General features: G+C 70.1%; 18 protein-coding genes and 2 pseudogenes. 7 read left to right on the top strand and 13 right to left on the bottom strand.

Features of this window, described 5'->3' with window-relative positions:
* Positions 1–284 precede the first annotated feature (284 nt).
* The 7 genes and pseudogenes from ACGFH9_RS07400 to ACGFH9_RS07370 form a co-directional block, all read right to left on the bottom strand.
* Positions 285–5951, bottom strand: a complete 5667-nt coding sequence (locus ACGFH9_RS07400) for an OTU domain-containing protein (RefSeq protein ID WP_393216634.1) — start codon at positions 5949–5951, stop codon at positions 285–287.
* A gap of 197 nt (positions 5952–6148) precedes the next feature.
* Positions 6149–6918 (bottom strand): annotated as a pseudogene (locus tag ACGFH9_RS07395) (glycosyltransferase); the annotation flags it as partial.
* Positions 6915–7136 (bottom strand): hypothetical protein, encoded by a 222-nt coding sequence (locus ACGFH9_RS07390; protein WP_393216582.1) that lies wholly within the window; start codon positions 7134–7136, stop codon positions 6915–6917. The gene ACGFH9_RS07390 and the pseudogene ACGFH9_RS07395, both read right to left, overlap by 4 nt.
* 662 nt (positions 7137–7798) lie before the next feature.
* Entirely contained in the window at positions 7799–8047 is a 249-nt protein-coding gene (locus ACGFH9_RS07385) for a hypothetical protein (RefSeq protein ID WP_393216580.1), read from the bottom strand.
* A 604-nt stretch (positions 8048–8651) separates the two neighbouring features.
* Entirely contained in the window at positions 8652–10121 is a 1470-nt protein-coding gene (locus tag ACGFH9_RS07380) for a sensor histidine kinase (protein WP_393216629.1), read from the bottom strand.
* A 43-nt stretch (positions 10122–10164) separates the two neighbouring features.
* Positions 10165–10911 (bottom strand): response regulator transcription factor, encoded by a 747-nt coding sequence (locus ACGFH9_RS07375; protein ID WP_393216578.1) that lies wholly within the window; start codon positions 10909–10911, stop codon positions 10165–10167.
* Positions 10912–11012: 101 nt separating this feature from the next.
* Complete coding sequence (locus ACGFH9_RS07370; RefSeq protein ID WP_393216576.1) at positions 11013–11243, bottom strand: hypothetical protein; 231 nt, start codon at positions 11241–11243, stop codon at positions 11013–11015.
* A gap of 189 nt (positions 11244–11432) precedes the next feature.
* Here ACGFH9_RS07370 and ACGFH9_RS07365 point away from each other — a divergent pair, with 189 nt between their 5' ends.
* The 3 genes from ACGFH9_RS07365 (at position 11433) to ACGFH9_RS07355 (ending at position 13976) form a co-directional block, all read left to right on the top strand.
* Entirely contained in the window at positions 11433–12362 is a 930-nt protein-coding gene (locus ACGFH9_RS07365) for a serine/threonine-protein kinase (RefSeq protein WP_393216574.1), read from the top strand.
* Positions 12363–12421: 59 nt separating this feature from the next.
* The gene (locus ACGFH9_RS07360; RefSeq protein ID WP_393216572.1) at positions 12422–12847 is read left to right on the top strand and encodes an OsmC family protein; all 426 of its coding nucleotides are present in this window, start codon (positions 12422–12424) and stop codon (positions 12845–12847) included.
* Between the two features lie 280 nt (positions 12848–13127).
* On the top strand, positions 13128–13976 hold the full coding sequence (locus tag ACGFH9_RS07355) for a hypothetical protein (RefSeq protein ID WP_393216570.1): 849 nt from the start codon (positions 13128–13130) through the stop codon (positions 13974–13976).
* A 7-nt stretch (positions 13977–13983) separates the two neighbouring features.
* On the opposite strand, the gene ACGFH9_RS07350 is transcribed toward ACGFH9_RS07355, so the two are convergent.
* The 5 genes from ACGFH9_RS07350 to ACGFH9_RS07330 all read right to left on the bottom strand — a co-directional run bounded on the left by ACGFH9_RS07350 (position 13984) and on the right by ACGFH9_RS07330 (position 18408).
* Complete coding sequence (locus tag ACGFH9_RS07350; RefSeq protein WP_393216568.1) at positions 13984–14517, bottom strand: ATPase; 534 nt, start codon at positions 14515–14517, stop codon at positions 13984–13986.
* Between the two features lie 110 nt (positions 14518–14627).
* Positions 14628–15071, bottom strand: a complete 444-nt coding sequence (locus ACGFH9_RS07345) for a response regulator (protein ID WP_393216566.1) — start codon at positions 15069–15071, stop codon at positions 14628–14630.
* Positions 15072–15141: 70 nt separating this feature from the next.
* Positions 15142–15489, bottom strand: coding sequence for an STAS domain-containing protein (locus ACGFH9_RS07340; protein WP_393216564.1), 348 nt, complete (start codon positions 15487–15489; stop codon positions 15142–15144).
* A gap of 109 nt (positions 15490–15598) precedes the next feature.
* Positions 15599–16645, bottom strand: a complete 1047-nt coding sequence (locus ACGFH9_RS07335) for a B12-binding domain-containing protein (RefSeq protein ID WP_393216562.1) — start codon at positions 16643–16645, stop codon at positions 15599–15601.
* Complete coding sequence (locus ACGFH9_RS07330) at positions 16642–18408, bottom strand: PP2C family protein-serine/threonine phosphatase (RefSeq protein ID WP_393216560.1); 1767 nt, start codon at positions 18406–18408, stop codon at positions 16642–16644. Before ACGFH9_RS07330 ends, ACGFH9_RS07335 begins: the two co-directional genes overlap by 4 nt.
* A 179-nt stretch (positions 18409–18587) precedes the next feature.
* Here ACGFH9_RS07330 and ACGFH9_RS07325 point away from each other — a divergent pair, with 179 nt between their 5' ends.
* Positions 18588–18923 (top strand): STAS domain-containing protein, encoded by a 336-nt coding sequence (locus ACGFH9_RS07325; RefSeq protein WP_393216558.1) that lies wholly within the window; start codon positions 18588–18590, stop codon positions 18921–18923.
* A gap of 75 nt (positions 18924–18998) precedes the next feature.
* Here ACGFH9_RS07325 and ACGFH9_RS07320 read toward each other — a convergent pair whose 3' ends face one another.
* Entirely contained in the window at positions 18999–19313 is a 315-nt protein-coding gene (locus tag ACGFH9_RS07320; RefSeq protein ID WP_355233219.1) for a hypothetical protein, read from the bottom strand.
* A 201-nt stretch (positions 19314–19514) separates the two neighbouring features.
* Here ACGFH9_RS07320 and ACGFH9_RS07315 point away from each other — a divergent pair, with 201 nt between their 5' ends.
* The 3 genes and pseudogenes from ACGFH9_RS07315 to ACGFH9_RS07305 form a co-directional block, all read left to right on the top strand.
* Positions 19515–20489: a DUF2267 domain-containing protein gene (locus ACGFH9_RS07315; protein WP_393216556.1), complete on the top strand. Its 975-nt coding sequence runs from the start codon at positions 19515–19517 to the stop codon at positions 20487–20489.
* A gap of 82 nt (positions 20490–20571) precedes the next feature.
* Positions 20572–21354, top strand: a complete 783-nt coding sequence (locus ACGFH9_RS07310) for a spermidine synthase (RefSeq protein WP_393216554.1) — start codon at positions 20572–20574, stop codon at positions 21352–21354.
* 106 nt (positions 21355–21460) lie between these two features.
* Positions 21461–21673, top strand: a pseudogene (locus ACGFH9_RS07305) (AI-2E family transporter); the annotation flags it as partial.
* Positions 21674–21740: the final 67 nt, after the last annotated feature.

Here is a 21740-nt window from a genome sequence, read left to right as displayed (position 1 = left end):
TCCCAGCCCGGCCACAGGAAGCGGTCCTCGTCGGTAGCGCTGGATGATCGTGGACGCGCCACTGGACTCCTCCGGCAGCGGCCGTGGCAAGGCGCGGGCACCGTCGGCCCTGCGCCGGGCCGGCCTGCTCAACGCCCTGGCCAGCGACGACGACGGGCCAGCCTGGCTGCACCTCGACTTGGACGTGGTGAACGACGCGTCGTCGAGGTCCTCGCGCAGACGTTGGGCGACTGGTCCGCCGGCCGCTCCCCGCCCAAGGACGGCCGTTACCGAAGCGCAGCGGGCTAATCGAGTGTGGGCCCGCATTCGTAGACGGCTTCGGCGAGACTCTTCATGTGTTCGACATGGCCGGGCATCGCTTGAGTGAGATCACGGATGGCCTCGACCCATTGTCCTCGTTGGTCAACGGTAAGTGTGTGGCGGTTGCGGGCGATGAAGTCGGCCGCGCTGTCGAACCGGTCGGCCTTGATATCGCCAATGAGGTTGAGGATTGCTGCCGAAATGTCAGTGGCACCAGCGGTTTTTACCATCGATGCGAGAGCGGTGGTGCTCAGGCCGCCATCGAGCGGAGCGTCTAGTTGGCCAGCTCTTTCAAGTCGCGCTACTGAACTAAGGAGTTGTCGAGGTCGACTCGCCTGGGGACTACTCACGTAGTCGAAGACGATGTCGGCGTGACCGAGGGCACCGAATTCAAGGACCGGCGCGAAGATGCCGAGCGCCGGGCCGGAGCCGTCCAGCAGAGAGTGGCCCGGGACCCGACCGAGCATTTGTTCGACCTGGACCTGCCCGGTCTTCATCTCCGCACCGCCCCACCTCCGCTCCACAGCGTGGAATGCCGAGCGGGCTCGGTCGTAATCCGGTGCCCAGATGAGGTCACCGAGGACGGCGCTGATCCGGGAGACCGCAGCGGTCGGCTCGGCGAGGGCAGCCGCGGTGTCCAGGACATCACGGTTGATGCGTTGCCACGGACCGTGCCTCGTCGACTTCTGCTGGTGGGGAGACTTCGCTTCCCACCAGAGCTCGATCGACAGCCCCCTGCGGTCGACAGGATCGCGTGAAACTGGCATCGCCGGTTGGAACACCACCGCGCCATACCGCGCCGCCACGACATCGAGGTCTTCGGTGACTATGCCGCGACTGACCACGGTGGGCAGTTGGCCGCGCTGTGCGTACTGCTCCAGAAGCAGGTTCAGCGCTGCGACATCGTCCCGCGTAGCGCGTGCGGAGGCACGTGGAGCTCCTATCAGGATCACTGGGTGCTCGGCGTCGGCCGCCGCAAGAAGTTCGGCGACCATCGGTTGCGGGGGGGCCGAGCCAGGGCTGGCGATGACGTGCATATGGGGGTGCTCGATGACCGACCCGGGTATTCGCCACGGCCACGTCGTTGCCACAGTCGGCTCCGTGACACCCGCTCGGTTGGTCAAGGCAGCGTCGAGCACGCGCCGAGTATGGGACGGATCGGGTAGGCCCAGGGCGATCAGGCTGCTCGCTGCGGGCGCGTCCGTTCCGACCAGCGGCTGACCGTGGGTGTCGCTCAGGGCCACCCCAGGACCGGTGCGGGCCAGAGTCAATCGCGGCGCGTGTTGGAGCACCATCGGGGTGCGTAGCCCAGAGATACGCGCGGTTCCCGGCGCGTCAATGTACTCCACGAAGCCGCCCGAGACCAGACGCAATCGGCCGTCGTCGCCCAGGATCGTAGCGGACACCACGACCTCGGTAGGGTCGTGAGGCGACAGCTGTACCACCCCATCAGGCGCGAGCAATCGCTTGGTGGCGTCGGGCAGCAGCGCGAACAGTTGGGCGGCAAAAGTGTCGAAAAGCGTACTTGTCGATCCAACCGTTGCCAGGTCACATATCACCGCGACGATGTCCCGACCGACGGAACGACTGTCGTGCACAATCAGGTCACGGATCTGCGTCATGCTGATCGACTTACCGTCGACGACTGGGCCGAGCGACGAGCCGTGCACAAAGACGGGGTATTCGTTGGCACCAGCCCGAAAGGCTCGTGCCGCCTCCGCCATGGCCTCCTGACCTGGGCCGAGGATGCACAAGCCTGGACAGCTGTCTGGAAGATACCGCACGGCCAATTTCGGCAACTCAACTAGTGGACCGGTCGGTGGATCAATCTCGCCCCAGCGGGTAGGGCCGAGAGATGATCCGCTTTGGGCGGGTGGTCGGTAGATCTGTGGACCGCCGGTTCTTGAAGAAGAGGTGGCCGGGGGCGGCGCGGCTGGCGTCGGGGCAGCCGAATCGCGCAGCACTCCTGAAATAGACGGGCCCCGCAGATTGGAGCGGGACCGGCCGACAGCACCGACGTGCGGACTACTGGTCGGCGAGATCTCCGGCGCCGCCAAGAAGTCCGGAACCAGCAGCGGCTCAGAACAAGGAGGCGGCAGGGATGAAGTCAAAGAATCTGGCTGGCCCTGATCTGGGACAGGCCGGCGCCGCTCGGGAAGCCGGAGCCTGTTGCGCCCCGACTGGTCGCCGCCTATGCTCTGACTTGCATCGGGTGGCGTCCATACGTTGTAATGGTTTCCTCCTGCATGCCACAATGAAATCGGTTCGGAAACCTTCCATTCACCTAGCGGCGCGATGAGGCGACCCTCAGGACTGCCGTCGTGAATATGAATCCGCACTTTCAGAATGTAGGCGATGACATCCGCGAACACTTGCCCGAATTCGCCGTCCCAGGAGTCGCCCCAAGAATGAACGGCAGTTACCAGATCTACTACGTCTTGCGGGGATACACGATAGGCTTCTGCCCCCCCCGCCACATTTTGCGCACGCACCGAACCGCGGAGAATATTGGCGAGAGCGGCGCTGTTCTCCGGTTTTTGGGCAAAGATCGCGAAGCGAGCGGCCAAGCGCCGGGGCCAGTCGGTAACAAATGGCTCATGGACAGCCCTCTCGGACCACAGGACCGCAGCGTTCGCGTTCGGCCGATCGGGAAGTCGTCCCAGGCGCGGAGAACGTGCGCGCGTTTCGTTCGAGTATAATTCCGAGGCGACGACGTGGGGTGCGGCGAACAGAAACGCCGCAGGTAAAGACATGCCGTCCGGCGGTAACTGACGAACATGCGAGGGCGTGGGTAAGCGGCGCGGGGACGCTGCCGGTACGTGGAGAATGATCTCCGAACGCGGAAGCCTCGTTGGCCCAGTCATGAATGATAGGTTGTTAATCCACTTTCTGTCGAAGTCCGAACGAGAGCCACCCAAGACTTCGCAATACACTCGCCGCAGCTCATCGATAAGCAGTTTTCGGACCTGCCCTTGACTCGTCGTAGCGCCGATGGTGCCCGTAATGGTCACCACCGTTCGCAGTTCCTCTCGCAAGAGGTCAGGGATGATCCGAGAGGCTGCTCGCTGCAGCGACTTCGAGGTCTCGATGCGCTTAATTGCCACGTCGAAGGATCTTGTTTCGTCCGGCCAAAGTGGGCTCTTGAAGAGCTCTTCGCTGTTAGTGCTCGTCGCGTTGTAGTCGGCTGGTACGGGGGGGTTTCGGCGGGGGCGCACCGGCACAAGCACGCGCGGAGAATTTTCCCAATCCGAGACTATATTAGCCGACCCGGCCCGTTCGAATCGCTCTCCGATCAGCAGAATCGACACGAGAGCGTTCTTGCTGTAACTCTCACTGAAGGACACAAAATCCGGCCAGGTGGCGCGGTTGGTTAGTAGCAGGGCGAGCACGGCTCGGTAAATAATTAGCCCTTCGGCCAGATTCCACCTACTGAGTTCATTCGAAATTCCGTCGACCATCAGGGTCTTGCGGCGCTCCGCATAAGAAGAGTACAGCGTCCACGCTACAATAGCCTCCAAGGCTGGCCGATCCGCAACTGAGCGGACTGACAGGGGCCCGGATTCTACAGGCGGCAATTCGACCGACGCGGGGTGTAGAGCAATTGCTTTTTGCGCGAGGTCTGCGATCGTCATAGCCTGCCAAGAGCGGGGCATTTCCTGACTCTGAACAGTCCAGATGCCTCCATCCGCGATATTCAACGCGCGAGCGCGCTCGTCCTCGAGGTCTGCGATCATCAACCTGGTGGTTGGCGCGTATACAGCCACTTCGTACCCCTTGCGCCGCAGCTCGGAGTACAACTCCTCCGCGAAGGTCAGACCATTTCTGCAGGATTCAAGAAGCAGCACCCGGACGCCCCTACGATAGGCGTCCCGAAAATTGGGATCGCGCCGCGTGATGTTTGCCATCATCGCGCCACTGATTCGGACGGTCTGGTTCTTCGACCCGCCGGTCCGGATTTTAACGTAAGCGTCGCTGCCGTCCCCATGAGCACTGATCACATATATTTCATTCTCACCCCAAGGACTTGGCAGTCCGTAGAATCTCGCTCCGTGCTGCACCCCGAATCGAGTCACGTCGTGCAGCGGTAGACCCGACTGCAGGGCACTCTCGACCGTGACGGCACGCCTCCAGAATTCGCCGTCGTCAACGTCGTTAGTTACGTATACCGCACCATCCAGCACCTGGTCGCCTTTACCGGTGATGCGAAAACACTCCAGCTGCGAAACGTCAAATTCCTCCACTTTATCTTTATGGCGGTGCAGGGCCGTAACTTTAAATCCCTGACGATGCCGGAACGGCGACAGGCCCATGCGGAGCCCGGAATTCGTCTCGTCATGTGACGCACCGACCCCGTCGAAACGCCGGCCGCCCGGGTGCAGGTCGTTCATCACATCCCAACCTTCACCGCCGATCTCGTCCTGCGGCAGAAAAAGTTGCCAACTCTCGCCCTGCCGGGTGGAGATCCCGCCGCTGATGACAGCGCCGATCCGGACGTCACCCTGGGGCGCGAGCACGTCGAGGTTGGTCAGATCAGCCAACCGCGCGGCGAGCCCGCCGCTGATCGAGCCCGCCCCACAGGAAACAAGTACCCAGGACAGGGCGTCGGGCGCCAGTCTTGTTAGCGCGGTGGCCAGGTCTGTCACCGAAAGATCGGCTACGCCGTCGGTGCCGTCGGCGTGCCGTACCGGGACGCGGACATCGTCACCCTCGGCCGCGTGCACCGCGACCATGGTTCCTCTGCCGGGAGGACTTAGCTCTTGTCCGGCGATCTCCGCCCATTCCTCGTCGGTGACCAAAAGGAGTACCCGGCGGCCCGCGGTGACGACTTCCCGCACGACGAGTTGCACGGAGTCGAGGTCCACCAAGTGTTGACGCACCGTCGGAGCGGAAGACGACGCGCTGCCCCCCAGCAGCGCCGCGAGATATGTCGCTCTGGCACTCGGCGTCGGCCACATCTGCTCTTCACGAAGAACGCCGACCTGTCGACGAAACAGTTCTGCGGGGGGAGCATCTCGTAGGTCGAGTGCCGCGACCCCCTCGCTCCTGTGTCGGTGGTAGGCACGGTTCACCAGATGTCGAGCAGGTGCCACCAGCGCAGCCCCCACTTCCCCTGCCGCCGCAAACGGGGCGACGCGGGGGCCGACCAGGTCCTGCGGCGGCAGCCCGCGCACGAGCGTCGGTAGGCCAATCTGGTCAGCTCGAACCAGTGCTCCGCCAACATCGCAAGCAGGGTCCTGCGGCACATACACCATACTCGCGAGTACGCCCAACGGCTCATCGCGGAGAATGTCGGCGACGACCGTCAGGTCGCCCACGGTTTCATCGACATAGATCAGATGGAAGCCCGGTATCGGTAAAGCGTCCAGCGCGCGGTCGGATGCCCGTCCGAAGAACTGGATCGATTGACCCGATCGCACCCACGTGCGAGTTGATTCGACACAGTGAGGTTGATGAGCCATTTCCATCTCACGATCCCCTTCGCGCATGAGGTGCAGCCTGAGCCAGAGGAGACAGGACCGGCCGGCGTGACACAAGGTAACCGTGTCCACACTGTGTCTACAGTAGATCGTCCGGGCCTGAGCAAGGCTGCTGATAGCGAGCGTTCCAAGGAGTGGATGCAGCTTTCTATGGCGAGGTCGGATGCGCTCCATGCATGGACACCCACAGCGAGGGTTCCGGGCTGGCCGTACTCGACGCGGCGCAACGCCGACCGGCTGCTCGGGATGAGCGTGACCGATCTGAACACCGGCGAGGACCCCAAAGGAGGGCACACGCGACCCGTCGTCGAGGTCCTCGCGCAGATGCTGGGCGGCTGAACCGCCGCTGTCTCAGCCCCGCCGGTGGTGCATGCCGAGGCGTCGCTGGTCAGCACCACGCCAAGCGCGAACGCCAGCAGCCCCTGGGCGTGGTGTCGACCGGCGTGCCGGCTGCCGGTGATGCCGAACGTCAGCCGCCGATTCGCGGCCGTGTTCGCCACCGCGGTCACCAGCAGGGCCAACAGGTTCGCCGGCTGCGCGCCGAAGAACCACCCGGCGTCCCGCACGACGGGCAGCAGCCCACCGGCGACGTCGCGGGGATCGCCTTGAACCCGCACTGCGCGTCGGAGAACCGCGCGAACAGAGCGCCCCGCAGCAGGTTGTAAGCTCGGAACACGGCCTCCCGTTTGGCGCCACGCACCACCCGGGACGTACGCGCCAGACGGGTGCCGATCGCAAGGTCGGAGTGACCGCAGATGAGCGGTGCGACCAGGGGGAACAGCGCCGCCAGGTCGGTCGACAGGTCCACGTCCATGTACGCCAGCACCGGCGCGGACGAGGCCGACCACGCCGCGGACAGCGCTCGCCCCCGACCCTTGGCGTCCAGGTGCAGCACCTCCACGCCCGGCAGTTCGGCGCGGAGCCCGTCGGCGACCGTCAGGGTGTCGTCGATGCTGGCGTTGTCGGCGATGGTGATCCGGAACGGGTACGGGAAGTGCTCGCTCAGGTGCGCGTACAGTCGCCGGACACACGGCCCGAGGTCGACCTCCTCGTTGTGGACGGGGATCACCACGTCCAGCACCGTTCCGGCGGCGTCAGATGGCACCTGGACGGCGGCCCGAGGTCCGCCCAGCGGGGTCATGACGCCTCCGCCGTGGCGCCGGGGTCGTAGCGGGTGACCCTGTCGACGGTCTGCGCCGTGAAGGTCTGCGCGACCCAGGCGGCGATTTCCTGCGCGGCCGAGCTGCCCCCGTTGGCTCGGAAGTGATCGAGTTGGCCGCGTCGGACGAGCCGTAGAAGAACGCCTTCCAGCTCACCGAGCCGGCCTGCGCGGCCGCCGCGTAGAACGAGTTGCCCCATCCGGAGGCGCCCAGACCCCACAGGTAGAGCAGGCCGGCGCCCAGGAGCAGGACCAGCAGGGCGGGCCGGGTCCAGGCCTGCGATCGACGCGTCGGCGGCGGATGCTCGTCGAGGCGCGTGACCGGCGGCGCCTCCGGGTCGGATTCGGCGGGTGTCGTCAGCGGAGTTTCGGTGGTAACCATGCGGCGAGCCTCGACGGCGGGGCGGACGCGACGCCGTGCGTCACTTATGTGTCCGCTGTGAGATTCGTACTGAAACGATCGTTGGTCAAAGCTAGCCGTGTCGTCGTCGGCGCTGAACGCCTCTCCGGGGCAAGGAACAGGCGACGGAAGGCTCGGCGTGGGATGCCGCAGATAGGGTGATGTGGCCGTATCGGGCTCGCCGCTCGCGGACCTGGTACTCGTAGCCCAGCATTCGACCGTCTCTTCGGTCGTTAGGCTGTGCGGGGTTCAGCCGTTCCGTAATGCAGAACCGAGGCTAGCCCGCACAGCTACAGCTGCGGCTCCCGACGACGAAACCGCCATGGCGGGGATGTCGCACCTGTTGTTTCCGACTCTTCCAAAGTAGAAGATTCCCGGTTGCCGCAGGTCGGATGATCCACGACAACCGAGAATCGAGACAACGGCGTCAGCAAGAATGGGCGCAGCTAGCTGGCCCGTCCGTCAGTACTGAACCCACCGGTAAAGGTAGTTGGCGTCGCAGAAGTAACTGGTGGGGTAATTGGCTAGGCTCAACGCGACGGCCTTTACCTGACAATCAAAGTCGGTGGGAAAAGTGCCGATCCACTGGGGGTACTGACTCTGCGACGTGACGGGAGCGGCCGAGGCCGGCGTCCCACCGGTGAGCGCACCGATCGCCAAGACTCCGGCCATGCCGGCTGCCGCAGCAACCCGCTTTACCTGCTTCAGCACTGTGGATTCGCCTTTCTCTGCAGATGTCCGCTGCGTCAACCCTCGGGGAGGGTTGCACGTGCAGGAAGACCATACTCGATGACGAGCCGCAGGGGATAGATCATCGGCGCGCTCTTTGTCCTCGTGTAGACGATGTCCGAGCCGCCCGGGAGTGTGCGGCTGCCAAATCAGCGCTCCCCCGCCACGTGAAGCCACCGGGGTCGGGGTGAGCGTGGTCAGGTGCCGAGGCAGAGCCGCGGCCTCGACCCCGGCGGCGGGTAACGGGGTACGGCGAAGGAGCGCGACGCCGTATGGTGATCGAGTAGCGAGAACATTCTCGACGGCCTCGCTCCGACTGGCCACGTGCTCCACCACCGCCGACCCAACCCAAGCCGACGCCATGTGGATCAAGTGCGGGCCCGGCACCGGCCTGGCCTGGCCTGGCCTGGCCTGGCCATCGGACGGCACTCAACCAAGCTCCTGCCCGACAACAACTCCAGTGGGCACCCACATATGGAGAAGCTCGGGACTATCCACGCGCGCGGTCACCTGCACCCACCGCACCCTGACGCGACGCAGTATGAGCACGCCATCCAGCTCCAGGCGGACTGCCCGAGTGAAGCGGCTAGATGTCGGTCGTGGGATGCGGCAGGCCGACGGCGAAAACGGTCCGGCCCGGGCGGCTGTCGACGGTGACCGTGCCGTGGTGGGCCTCGACCACGGCTGCAACGATCGCCAGGCCGAGCCCGGTGCTGCCGTGTGCCCGGGACCGGGAGCTGTCGCCCCGCGCGAACCGCTCGAACATCTCCGGCCGCAGTTCCGCCGGCACGCCCGGTCCGTCGTCGGCGACGGTGAGCACGGCGGCGTCCGCCTCGACGGCGAGCGTGGTGGTGACCGTCGTACCCGGCGGGGTGTGCACGCGGGCGTTGGCCAGCAGGTTCGCCACCACCTGGTGCAGGCGGGCGGCGTCGCCGGGCACCCGGATGACCACCTGCGGCAGGTCCAGCCGCCAGCGGTGGTCCGGGCCGGCCACGTGCGCGTCGCTGACCGCGTCCACCACGAGGGCGGACAGGTCGACCGGGTCGACGGCGAGCGGCCGGCCGGTATCGAGCCGGGCCAGCAGCAGCAGGTCGTCGACGAGGCTCGTCATCCGGGTGCTCTCGGACTCGACGCGGCGCAGCGCGTGCGCCACGTCGGCGGGGACCTCGTCGCGCCCGCGCCGGGCCACCTCGGCGTACCCGCGGATCGCCGCCAGCGGGGTACGCAGCTCGTGGCTGGCGTCGGCGACGAACTGACGTACCCGGGTCTCGCTGGCCTGCCGCGCGACCAGCGCGTCGGCGACGTGGCCCAGCATGCGGTTCAGCGCCGCCCCGACCTGGCCGACCTCGGTACGGGGGTCGGTGTCGGCGGCCGGCACCCGGACGGCGAGCGCGACCTCGCCCCGGTCCAGCGGCAGCTCGGTGACCCTCGTCGCGGTGGCGGCCACCCGGTGCAGCGGTCGCAGCGTGGCGCGCACGATCAGGGCGCCCGCGCCGCCGGCGAGGAGCAGCCCGACGCCGGCGACCCCGGCCTGCGCGGCGACCAGCGCCCACACGGTGTCCTGTACGCCGCCGAGCGGGATCGCCACGGCCACCACGATCCCGTTGGGCAGTTGCCGCGCCGCCGCCCGGACGTCGCCGTCGCCGTCGCCGAGGGTGACCGTACGCGGCCGACCGTCGGTCGGCAGCGCGGTCAGCAGTGCGGCGTCGGCGGCGGGCACCTCGGCGAGGCTGCCGCTGTCGGTGCTCCGCGTCGCCATGGTGACGCCGTCGGTGCGGCGTACGGCGATCGAGCCCGGCGGAAAGCCGCGCGGGGGCTCCGGCGACGGCGGTGCGGCAGTGCCCGGGCGTGGGGCGGGCCGGCCGGGGTCGCCGCCCTGGCGGAACCACGGCGGTACGTCGCGCGGCCGGTCCCCCATCGTCAGCTGGGCGTCGACCTGGCCGATCAGGAAGTGCCGCAGGGCGACCGTGGTGAGCCCGCCGATCGCGACGCTGACCAGGGCGAGCAGAGCGACGAGGGCGAGCACCAGCCGGGTCCGCAGGGACCAGCCGGCCAGCCAGCGTCGGACGGCGCGCGCCGGCCCCCCGCGCCGAGGTGCGTCAGTCGGCGGGTTTGAGGACATAGCCCGCGCCGCGCAACGTGTGGATCATCGACGGCCGGCCTGCGTCGATCTTCTTGCGCAGGTACGAGATGTACAGCTCCACCACGTTGGCCTGGCCGCCGAAGTCGTAGTTCCACACCCGGTCGAGGATCTGCGCCTTGCTGAGCACCCGGCGCGGGTTGCGCATCAGATAGCGCAGCAGCTCGAACTCGGTCGCGGTCAGCGTGATGAGCTGGCCGGCACGGCGGACCTCGTGACTGTCCTCGTCGAGGCTGAGGTCGCCGACGGTCAGCACCGCCTCCTCGTGGGCGGCGACCGCGAAGCCCGAGCGGCGCAGCAGCGCGCGGAGCCGGGCGATCACCTCCTCCAGGCTGAACGGCTTGGTCACGTAGTCGTCGCCGCCCACGGTCAGCCCGGCGATGCGCTCCTCGACCGCGTCGCGGGCGGTCAGGAAGAGCACCGGCACGGTGGGGGCGTGTTCGCGCAGACGACGCAGCACCTGGAAGCCGTCCAGGTCGGGCAGCATCACGTCGAGCACGACGGCGTCCGGCTGGAACTGCCGCGCGGCGCTCAACGCCGCCATACCGTTGCCGGCGCTACGCACCTGCCAGCCCTCGTAGCGCAGCGCCATCGACAGCAGGTCGGTCAGCGTCGCCTCGTCGTCGACCACCAGCACCCGGACCGGTTCGCCGTCCGGACGGCGCAACTCGATCCGGCCCGGCACGGTCTGTCCCTGGATGACCATGCCGCCCATCGTGGACACCGCGGCTGGGTCGCGCCTCTGTTCCGCCTGTGTGCCAGCTGTGCGGCCGGGACGCCGGGCCACCGCTCAGGCTCCGACAGTGGTCACTCGGAGACCCCGTACGCGTCGGTCCGCACGAACCGCATGCTCCACCCGCCGTGACCGTCGGGCTGGTCGCGCTCGTAGAGGTGGTCGGGGCCCGGCTGTGTCGGGCCGGTGCCGCCCGGGTGCCGCATGATCCACCGCCGCGGAGGGGCGCCGTCCGACTCGGCCGGCACCGCGCGGACCAGGCCGTCCGCGGGACCGCCGACGAAGCGTACGGTGACCTCGTCCATCGCACTCCTTTGCGTGAGGGTGCCGACACGCTCGGTGCGTGCGGCTCTGGCTCGCAAGCTACCGCACCCGACGTCGACCCAGCCCGAGGTACGCCGGGATCGGCGGCCGTCGCGGTTTGCCCAGCTCGGCCCCCGGGTACCGCGATCGAAGGCACCCGCCGCCGGCGGGACGAGGACGAGGAGTTGTCAATGCGTACGCTGGACGGGCGGTACCAGCTCGAACAGCGTATCGGCGTTGGCGGGATGTCCGAGGTGTGGCGGGCCCACGACCGCGTGCTGGACCGGCCGGTCGCGGTCAAGCTGATCGCGCCCGGCCCGGCGGGCAACCACGACACGGTGGACCGCATCCGCACGGAGGCCCGTTCGGCGGCCCGGTTGGTGCACCCGAACGTTGCCAGCGTCCACGACTTCGGCACCTCGTCGACGCTGCCCGGCCGCCCGGTTCCCTATATCGTCATGGAGCTGGCCGAGGGCGAGACACTCGCCGCGCACCTGCGGTCGGGGCCACTGGACTGGCGCATCTCGGTACGGGTGTGCGCCGAGGTCGCCGCCGCACTGTCCGCCGCCCACGCGAGTGGTCTCGTGCACCGCGACGTGAAACCGGCAAACGTCATCCTCACCCCGGCGGGCGTGAAGGTCCTCGACTTCGGCATCGCCACCCCGGCCGACACACCGGACCCGATGCCCGACGGCATCCTGCTCGGCACTCCGGCGTACCTGGCACCCGAGCAGCTCGACGGCGCTCTCGCCACCCCGGCCGCCGACATGTACGCGCTCGGCGTGCTCCTCTACTACTGCCTCACCGGCCTGTTGCCGTACCGGGCGGACACCTCGGCCGAGATGCTGAGGGCACGTCGTTCCCGGCCGCCCGAGCCACTACCGGAGATCGACGGGCTCCCGCCGGAGGTGTCCGAGTTGTGCCGCTCCTGCCTGGCCGACGATCCGGCGGAGCGTCCGACCAGCCTGGTCGCGGCGCTGCTGCTGGCCGAGGTCGTCGACGCCCGGGTGTACGTGCCGATGGCGATCCCCACGCAGCGGCCACCGTCGACGACGTCGCCGTGGACCGAGCGGGCCGCGGCGCAGGCCACCGAGGCGCTGTCGGTCGTCGACGGGAGCTGACCCCGGCGTTTCACCCGCCCCCGGCCGGGTAGCCGGCGGTGAGCGACGGGAGGAACGCGATGCCGAGTCCGAGTTCCTGGCTGCACGAGGCCACCGCCACCGCCGAGGGTGGCCACGTCCGAACCGATGACGGCGGGCTCTCCACGCCGCTCGCGTCGCCGCTGGCAGCGCACTGCACCGGCCTGAGACCGGAGCAGCTGCTGGCGGCGGCCTTCGCGTCCTGCCTGCACCATGCGGCGGTGGAGGCGGCCGGGAAGATCACCGACGAGGCGCACACCGTCCAGGTACGCGCCGAGGCGAAGTTGGGCCGCGACGACGACGGCCGTTACCGGGCCGACGTGCACGCCTCGATCTCCTCCGCCGGTCTGAGCCGGTCGCAGTTGGCCGACCTGGTCGAGTACGCCGACCGGCTCTGGCCCTTCTCCAGCGGTGACAACACCCGGCACCGGCTGACCGTCACCCCGGCGGAGAGCGGTCGACACTGAGGGACAGTCAGCCGCTCGGGGGCACCGACCTCACGCGTTCGGTGGAGCCTGTGATCCACCGAACGGGGGACGATCAGAGGGTGGCGGGGATCGACCCGCCACTGGTACATGATGACCGAGTTGACCTGCCGAATCGGGAATACCCGTCTCGCCTGATCGGCGAGGTTATGCCGGCATAGCCGTCTTTTGACCGATGCTATGACCAAAATTCGGGCAAATTGTGGCGCATGCCACTCTACGGACCGATGGCAGCGGACGGTCGACTATCTAGCCTCGGCGGGTGCATCCCGACGACCCCTCCGCCCAGAAGCTGACCGACGCGCCCTCGACCACCCGCACGGGGGACGCCGCATCAACCGAACGGACGATCGGCCGTCACCGGGTCCCCGATTCGCCGCGCCGCGCACTGCTCGGGTCCACCCCGGTGCGGATCGCCCTGGCCACCGGCGTCACGTGCTGCCTCGGCCTGGGCGCGTTCGCCGCCACCCGTGACACGCCGGAGGCCCCGCAGCCGGTACGGCCGATCGCCGACGCGCTGGCCGACCGTGCCGCCATCGCCGACGAGCGCGCCTCCCGGTCGCTCGACCGCGACGCCGCCCCGGCCCGGGTCGTCCCCACCCCGACGGCCTCGCCGACTCCGGCGCCCACCGTGACCCGCAAGGCGCCCCGCAAGCCGGCCAAGCCACGCCGGCCGCGCCCGGTCGCCGGCCTCGACCAGGCGCAGATGGACAACGCCAAGATCATCGTGGACTTCGGCCGGGAGCTGAAGATGCCGCGCCGCGCCCTGGTGGTGGCGCTCGCGACCGCCATGCAGGAGAGCAACCTCTACAACCTGGCCAGCGACGTGCTGCCGGAGTCGAGCGAGTACCCGCACCAGGGCAGCGGCTCCGACCACGACTCGGTCGGACTGTTCCAGCAGCGACCCAGCAGCGGGTGGGGCACGGTCGCCGAGCTGATGCGCCCGTCGTACGCCGCCCGCGCCTTCTACACCGCCCTGGCCGAGATCCCCGGCTGGGAGGACATGAGCGTCACCGCCGCGGCCCAGGCCGTCCAGGTCTCCGCCTACCCCGACGCGTACGCCCCGCACGAGGAGCGCGCCACCACCGTGGCGGCGGCGCTCCTGGCCTGACGCCCCCTCAGCGGGTCGTGTGGCCGGTGGGCGGCTGCGCGCCGCTGTCCCGGCCACCGGCAGCCACCCGGGTCGCGGGTACGCCCGTACCGGCCGCCGCCGTGGGCGTGTCGGCCGGCACCGGTTCGCCGGTCACGCCGGTGAGGATCTCGTCCACCAGCCCCTCTCGGCGGCGACGCGCGTGCAGCGTCTCCTCGAAGTCGCGCCGGGCCTGCACGGCGTCCGCGTACGCCTGCTCGCGGACCCGACGGGCCTCCTCGCGGGCCTCGTCCAGCACGCGGCGGGCCTGCGCCAGGATCTCGGCTGCCTCCTGACGCCCCACGTCGCCGGCCGGCCGGGTGGTGGCGGCGTCGCCCAGATCCAGCCGCCGCAGCAGGCCACTGAGCCAGGTCGCCTCCTGGCGGATCTCGTCCCACTCGCGGGTCGCCCCGGCGGCGGCCTCCGCCCGTGCCGCGAGCCGGGACAACCGGATCGCCAGCTCGTCCAGGCAGGAATCCACCTGCCGCTGGTCGTAGCCGGTCTTCACGACGGAGAACCTCATACTGTCGCCCCCCAGGCAGCCGCTGTTACTTCCCCACCTGGATCCTCGGGCGCGACGACGCCTACCGAAGCGGTTCGGGAAAATTGTTCAGCATGCGCGGGACGGGCGGATCAGGCGCGCTTGGGCAGCACGACCACACGGCCGAAGAACTCGTCGATGCGGCGCACCACGTCGTTGAAGTCGTCCAGGTCGATCGGCTTGGTGACGTACGCGTTGGCCTGCAACGTGTAGCTGCCGACGATGTCGGTGTCCGCGTTGGAGGTGGTCAGCACCACGATCGGGATGGTCCGCAGATCCTCGTCCTGCTTGACCGCCCCGAGCACCTGACGCCCGTCCATGCGGGGCATGTTCAGGTCGAGCAGGATGACGTCCGGTCGACGGGCTCCGGAGTGGCGACCTTCGGCCCGGAGGAACTCCATCGCCTCCTCGCCGTCACTGACGACGTCGATGATCTTCGCGACGTCGGAGTCGGCCAACGCCTCCTCGATCATCAGCACGTCGCCGGGATCGTCGTCGACCACCAGGATGCGTACCGGCTGCGGGCTGTCGCCCATCACTACCTGCCTCGGGTCGGCGGAGAATGGGGACCGGACGGTCACCACGCTGGCGGGAAAATCTAGCCCATCAGGGGGCGCTCTGGGACGCCGGGTCGGCCGCGTCCGGGACGTATCGGAGCACGTCGGCCAGACCGGTGACCCGCAACACACGCTCGACCCGCCCGCTGGCCCCGGTGATCCTCAGCCAGCCCCCGTCGGCGGCGGCCTGGTTGTCGCCCCGGACGAAAACGGCCATCCCGGTGGAGTCGCAGAAGGTCAGATCGGTGAGGTCGAGCAGCACGCGGCGCTCGCCGGCGGCGTTGAGCCGGTCGATGGCGGCGGCCAACTCACCGGCCGTACTCAGGTCCAGCTCGCCGGCGAGCCGCAGGCAGGCGGCACCGCCGTCGCGCTCGGTGTCGCTGACACTGAACGTCACCGTCTCCCCCTCGCTCGTCCACCGATGGGGTGGGACGTTTGCAGTGCGGCAAGTATACGCAGGGGGGTGTGACACGCCGCAGCCTGTGGTGATCGTCCGACGGCGCTGGTCAGACGGCGGAACGGGACCCGGCGGCCAGCCCGGCACGGCCCAGGGCCAACGCGTGGGCCGCACGCGGGAAGTCCCGCAGCGCGACGGCGAAATGCTCCAGGGTCTCCTCGACGGCACTCGCCGGCACCTTCCGACTCGTCAGGATCTCGGCCAGCCAGTCCACGAACTCGGAGAACAGCGAAGCGTCCTCGACGTAGAGCGCGGCGGCCAGCGAATCCAGGATGTGACCCAGGTCGCTCACGGTCGAGTCGAGCTGGGCGGCCGTGTAGTCGCGCGTCGCCGGCACCCGCTCGCGCAGGTCGGTCAGCGCGCTGTCGATGAGCTCGCCACGGCGGCGGACCAGACTCGCGTACTCGTCGTCGGCCAGGTGCGCGAGCTGCGCCGTCGGCACCCGCCGCAACGCCCGCTCATCGGCGATCAGCTCGGCCGCTGCCGGGGCGTTCGGCGCCCAGGCCGCGCCGAGCCGGGCAGCCCACCGGCCGTCCGCGCCGAAGCCCCGCCCACCGACCACGACCGGCACGTCCGAACGCCGGCAGGCCTCGATCATCCGATGGGCGTGCGGCAGCCGCATCGGCAGCGCGCAGGCCAACGCGACAGCCTGCGCGTCGTACCGGTGCAGGTACGACACGAGGTGCGCCGCCGGCACGCTGGCGCCCAGGAAGGTCACCTGCCAGCCGCGCAACCGCAGCACCTCGGCCACCAGGCGGGGTGGCAGCGCGTGCCACTCCCCGTCCATGCAGGCCACCACGACATGACCGCCGGTCGGACGGGTGTCGGCGTGGGCCGCCACGGCGGCGACCACCCGTTCGCTGATGTGGGTGGCGGCGTGCTCCTGGGCCACGCTCCACTCGTTGCGGGCCCACCGCTCACCCACCTCGGCCTGCGCCGGCGCGACCAGGTCGAGCAGCACCCGCTCCGGCGACACTCCCGCGTCCAGCAGGCCGATCGCCACGTCGATCGCGGCGTACTCGTCGGCGTCGGCGAGGCAGGTCAGGTAGCCGGAATAGGCGTCGGTCGGGTCCGTCGTCGCGGCGGGGGCGGTCACGCGGGGCTCGTCCTCTGCTCGTCGGCGTTCGTCAGGGTGGGCACGGCGTGCAGGTGTCGCGCGCCGCGGCTGACGGGGTTGACCGCACGCACCGCCAGGACGGCGATGTCGTCGTGGTCGCCGTGGCCCAGCCAGTCGCAGGTGAGCTGCTCCACGCGCTCGGCCAGGGCCGGCGCCGGCATGCGCTGGCACCCCGTCACGGCGGTGACCAGCCGTTCCGCGCCGAACTGCTCGTCGCCCCGACGGCCTCCACGGGCCTCCGTCACGCCGTCGCTGTAGAGCAGGCACGTCTCACCCGGCGCCAGGCGTACGGTCACCTCACCGACGCGCGGATCGGGCACCACCCCGATCAGCATGCCGCGCAGCGGCACCGTCTCGACCTCGCCCGAGTTGCGCAGCACCAGCGGGGGCAGGTGCCCGCCGCCGGCCATCGTGAGCGTGAGGCCTCCGTCGCGCTGCGGACGGGCCACACCCAGCACGATCGTGGCGAAGCGGCCCTGACCGTTGGCCTGCGTCGTCTCCAGCAGGGCGTCGTTGAGCAGCCGCAGCAGCCGCCCCGGATGGGATTCCACCCGGTGCAGCGCCTGGAGGCACTGGCGGAGCTGGCCAGTGAACACGGCGGCCTCGACGCCCTTGCCGGAGACGTCGCCCAGGAAGAACAAGGAACCGCCGTCGGCGAGCCGGTGCGAACCGTAGAAGTCGCCGCCGATGCGCAGCCCCGCCTGCGCCGGGCGGTACGCGGTGCCCCACTGCACGCCGACCGCCTCGGTCGGCTCGACCGGCAGCAGGCTGGCCTGCAGGGTGTCGGCGACCTCCGCCTGGTCGCGGTAGAGCTGGGCGGTGGTCAGCGCCGCGCCGGCCCGCGCCGCGAACGCGCGGATCAACTGGGCGTCGTCCTCGTCGTACCAGCGGGTGGAGCGCCGGGCGACCAGCAGCACCCCGACGGGGGTGTCGCGGCCGGGCAGCGGCACGACCCGGGCGGTGCTGTCGGCGCCCGCTAGACCGGGTAGCCAGCCGGCGTCGACCGCCTGTTCCACCAGCCAGTCGACGGCGTGCGGCTCGACACCGGTCAGCCCCTGGGCGATCGCCGGCGGCAGGGTGTCGCCGGTGAGGACGCCGGTGTCGACGATCGGGGTCTCGTCGTCGACCCGGGAAGCCCGCCACCACCGAGCCTGCCCCGCGCGCGGCGCGAGCACCAGCACGGCCACCTCGGCAAGGGTCGGCAGGGCGAGCCGGACGACCGCCGCGGCGGCCCGGTCGGGGTGCAGCGGGTTGCCCAGCTTGTCGCCCACCACGGCGAGGAAGGCCGAGCGCGCCCGCTCGGCCAGCAGCGCGTCGGCACGGCTGACGCTCTCGGTGACGTCCTCCACGTACCAGCAGCAGCGACCGGCGGACAGCGGCACCTGGCGGGCCCTGAGTCGACGGCCGCGGTGGGTGAAGCTTCCCGGCGTCGCCTCGGCCAACCCCGGCACCCTGGACGCGACCAGCGGCTCACCGGCGGTCACCTCGGGCAACAACCGCTCGGCGACGGGGCTCACGTGTCGGACGACGCCGTCCGCGTCGCAGACCACCAGGCCCTCGCGGAAGTGCTCGACGACCTCGGACCAGTCCGGGGTGCCCTGGTCACGGTCGGGGGCCAGCGGCGGTAGCGCGGGTGCGGGCCAGGACGGTGCGTCGGCGGACCACGCCGGGGCCTGTGTGGTGCTCGGCGTGGAGATCCGTCCGTCGCCCGGGTCCCAGTCCCTGACGTCGGAAGCAGTCACCAGCTGAGCCTCACTCCTTGTCGTCCACCCGAACCCGTACCAGTCCGCCCACCCTACGCCGGTCTGCCGCGACCGGCATCCGACAGCAGGCCCGGGCCCAGGCTCAGGTAGCGGGCGGACCCGGTGCGGCGCGCCGCCCCGGGAGTTGCGATCCGTGCGGGGACTGGGAACATGGTGCAATGGCCCACCAGCTGTTGACCATCGCGGTGAGCCGGCCCGACGCCGGCCACGTCCGGCTTCGGCTGACCGGCGAGCTCGATTACGAAACCGCTCCCGAGTTGGTCGCCGCGGCGGCCGACCTGCACTACGGGCAGCAGGTGACGATCGACCTGAGCGGCGTCGGCCTCTGCGACTCGTCCGGTCTGAGCGCCCTGCTGATCGTGCGCCGGGTTGCCGGGTCGGTCCGACTCACCGGGGTCGGCACGCAGGTGCAGCAACTGCTGGACCGCACCGGCCTCACCGAGCTGCTGAGTGTGCAGACGGCCGTCGACGACGATCTGCGCGCCACCGGCTGACGGCCGCGCGCCGCCGCCCCCGGGCAGGGGGTGGCCCCCGACCCTGGGACCTGGGGTCGGGGGCCGGAGAAATGCCTAGGGCGCGGTCATCGGCTGGAGCCGGGGCGCGCCGTCCCGCAGCTCGATCGTCGACGGGGGTTCGATGTCGTCGGGTTCCCCCGAGTCGGGCGTCTGGTACAGGTAGCGGACAAACTCCCCACCCGCCTCGTTGTCGTCGGCACCCGGCCACTGGCCGATGCAGTCCATCCCGACCACTTCGCGGCCGGTTCCGTCGGCCTCCTCCAGCAACGCCCACAGGCTCACCGGATAGCACCGGGTCGCGTCGGGCGTGAGTTGCCAGCGGGCGTACCAGCCGGGTCGAGCGGGAACGATCTCGACGATCCGTTTCATGACGACCTTCCTTCCGCGTACCTCGGAAGAACTGCGGCCCTACCCCGATCCTGCGGTCCGCGCGGGTGAGCACCCCTCACCCCGGGCGGATGAAGCGCGGCCAGCGCTCAGCCCTACCCGGCCGGCAGCGCCCGTTTCGGCTCCCGGCACGGCGGGAACGCGACCGGCGCAGGATCGATCCCCAGCGGAAGGGGCGTCACCATGCGCAAGCAGATGGAGGGCGACAACCAGCGCCGCCGGGCGCTGGCCCGGCAGGCCCGCGAGCAGGGCGGCCAGCCCAGCGAGTACGGCGCGAGCCTGAGCGCGTCCAAGCAGCTCACCAGCCTGGAACAAAGCAGACGGGCCGGCCCGCCGCCGGCCGGTCGGCACAAGTCGGACACCACGCGTGGCGGACCGGCGCCCCCGACCAGGGGCACCCCGGACAATCCGCGCCCCCAGCCACCTCCCGGCGGGGCGGCCGGAGTGACGAGCGTGGGCTACCGCGATCTGGTCGAGGACGTCCGACGCCGGTCCGGGGTCGACTTCTCGACGGCGAAGGTGGGCGCCGAGGCGACAGTGCTGGTGCTGGCCTTCGCGCTCGACGCGGCCGAGCGGCAACGACTGCTCGCCGCCGTGCCGAACTCGCTGCACGACGTCGTGCCCGTGGACGGCATCGAGCGGCACCGGGACCTACCCGGCTTCCTGGCCGAGGTGGGCCGGATCAGCGGACGTACGCCGGAGCAGGCCCGCTACCAGGCGGAGGCGACGATCGCCGCGCTCGCCGAGCAGGACGGTGATCTGATCGAGTCCCTGCACGTCCCCGACGGTCTGCGGGAGCTGCTGAACCCGCCGGCGGCCGGCGGAGGCATCGTGGGTGCCTCCACCACCACGCCCCTCCTGGACGAGGACCAGCTCCGGGCGGCTCTGGACGACCTGCCGTACTGGGCCGGTGACGCCTCCGGCCTGTATCGCGTGGTCGCGCTGCCGCCGGACAACCTCGACCGGGTGCTCGCCCGCCTCGACCGGTTGCGCCAGGAGACCGGGCGCGGCCCGAGCATCGGGCGGCCGGGCGGTACGGCAGCCGTGCTGACCGTCCGCACCAACCAGGCCGACGGGGTGACCGCGCTCGACGTGGACCTCGCCCACTCGGTCGACGACGCGATCGACGAGGTCGGCGCCGGGATGGCCGGCGGCTGACCGCGACCACGGCGTACGCGGGCCGGCGGACGCGGGTGCTCCCGCGCCGCCGGCCCGTCGGGCGCTCGGTTAGCGTGCCGTCATGAACCGCGCCGCCGACCGGTTGGAGCTGGTCGTCGATCCGGTCCGCCGGACCGGCCGGACGCTGCTCTCCGCCGGTGTGGAGCAGTCGTACGTGGACGTCGAAGATCCTCGGCACCTGCACTTCGAGTACGTCCGCCGGATCGCCTCGGCCGTGGAGCTGGCAGCGCCGGCGGGCGTACCGCTGAGCGCGCTGCACCTCGGTGGCGGCGCGTTGACGCTGCCCCGCTGGCTGGCCGCCACCCGGCCCGGCTCCACGCAACGGGTCGTCGAGCGGGACCGCGCGGTGGTCGAGCTGGTGGCCAGGGAACTGCCGCCACTGCCGCCCGAGGTGCGGGTGGAGGTCGCCGACGCCCGGGACGCGGTCACCGCCGCCGAGGCGGGCACCTACGACCTGGTGATCGCCGACATCTACCGGGCTGCCCGGATGCCCCCGCACGTCCGCACCGTGGAGTTCACCGCCGAGGTGGCCCGTGCCCTGCGGCCGGGCGGTCTCTACCTGGTCAACGTGACGGACCTGCCGCCGCTGGTCGGCACCCGCGTACAGGTGGCGACCCTGCGGGCGGTCTTCGGGGACGTCTGCGTGTTCGGCGACCGCCGGATGCTGCGCGGCCGGCGCTACGGCAACCTGGTGCTCGCCGCCACGCACCGCCCCGGAGGGCTGCCGGTCGGTCGGCTCGCGGTGGCCGCGCTGCGCGACCCGATCGCGGGTGGGCTGCTGCACGCCGCCGCCCTCGACACGTTCGTGGCCGGCGCACACCCCCTTCGTGACACCGACGCTTAGGTAGCCGCCAACCGTCCGCAATGCCGGGTTTCCGGCGGTCTGCGCGGGGAAGGCCCGGCGGCTGAGCAACGCCGACGATCGGGCCACCGCCCGCCGGGCCCTGGTCGTGATCGGACTGGTGCTGGCCACCGCACTCGCCCTGGCCTTCGTGTACGCGACCCGCCGGGTGCTCGTCTGGGCGGTGGTGGCCGCTTTCTTCGCGGTCGCGCTCAAACCGGCCGTGGACCAACTGCAACGCCGGTTCGTACGCCGCCGGGCGCTGGCCACGCTGCTCGTCTTCCTCGCCGCGTTCGTCGTGCTGGCGGTCCTCGCCACGGTGATCCTGGTGCCGCTGTTCGACGAGTTGGGCCGGTTCGCCGAGCGGGGGCCCGAGCTGCTGCGCGACG

This window comes from Micromonospora sp. NPDC049102 (genome assembly GCF_043197485.1).
GTDB lineage: Bacteria > Actinomycetota > Actinomycetes > Mycobacteriales > Micromonosporaceae > Micromonospora.
Note: the sequence above shows the minus strand (reverse complement) of the source record. Positions and strands in the feature narration are given on the sequence as shown.

Coding starts and splice junctions, on each gene's coding strand:
- ACGFH9_RS07400 (WP_393216634.1), bottom strand. CDS start 5,951: ATGGAGCGCATCCGACCTCGCCATAGAAAGCTGCATCCACTCCTTGGA.
- ACGFH9_RS07390 (WP_393216582.1), bottom strand. CDS start 7,136: ATGGGGCAACTCGTTCTACGCGGCGGCCGCGCAGGCCGGCTCGGTGAG.
- ACGFH9_RS07375 (WP_393216578.1), bottom strand. CDS start 10,911: ATGGTCATCCAGGGACAGACCGTGCCGGGCCGGATCGAGTTGCGCCGT.
- ACGFH9_RS07370 (WP_393216576.1), bottom strand. CDS start 11,243: ATGGACGAGGTCACCGTACGCTTCGTCGGCGGTCCCGCGGACGGCCTG.
- ACGFH9_RS07365 (WP_393216574.1), top strand. CDS start 11,433: ATGCGTACGCTGGACGGGCGGTACCAGCTCGAACAGCGTATCGGCGTT.
- ACGFH9_RS07360 (WP_393216572.1), top strand. CDS start 12,422: ATGCCGAGTCCGAGTTCCTGGCTGCACGAGGCCACCGCCACCGCCGAG.
- ACGFH9_RS07350 (WP_393216568.1), bottom strand. CDS start 14,517: ATGAGGTTCTCCGTCGTGAAGACCGGCTACGACCAGCGGCAGGTGGAT.
- ACGFH9_RS07345 (WP_393216566.1), bottom strand. CDS start 15,071: ATGGGCGACAGCCCGCAGCCGGTACGCATCCTGGTGGTCGACGACGAT.
- ACGFH9_RS07325 (WP_393216558.1), top strand. CDS start 18,588: ATGGCCCACCAGCTGTTGACCATCGCGGTGAGCCGGCCCGACGCCGGC.
- ACGFH9_RS07320 (WP_355233219.1), bottom strand. CDS start 19,313: ATGAAACGGATCGTCGAGATCGTTCCCGCTCGACCCGGCTGGTACGCC.
- ACGFH9_RS07315 (WP_393216556.1), top strand. CDS start 19,515: ATGCGCAAGCAGATGGAGGGCGACAACCAGCGCCGCCGGGCGCTGGCC.
- ACGFH9_RS07310 (WP_393216554.1), top strand. CDS start 20,572: ATGAACCGCGCCGCCGACCGGTTGGAGCTGGTCGTCGATCCGGTCCGC.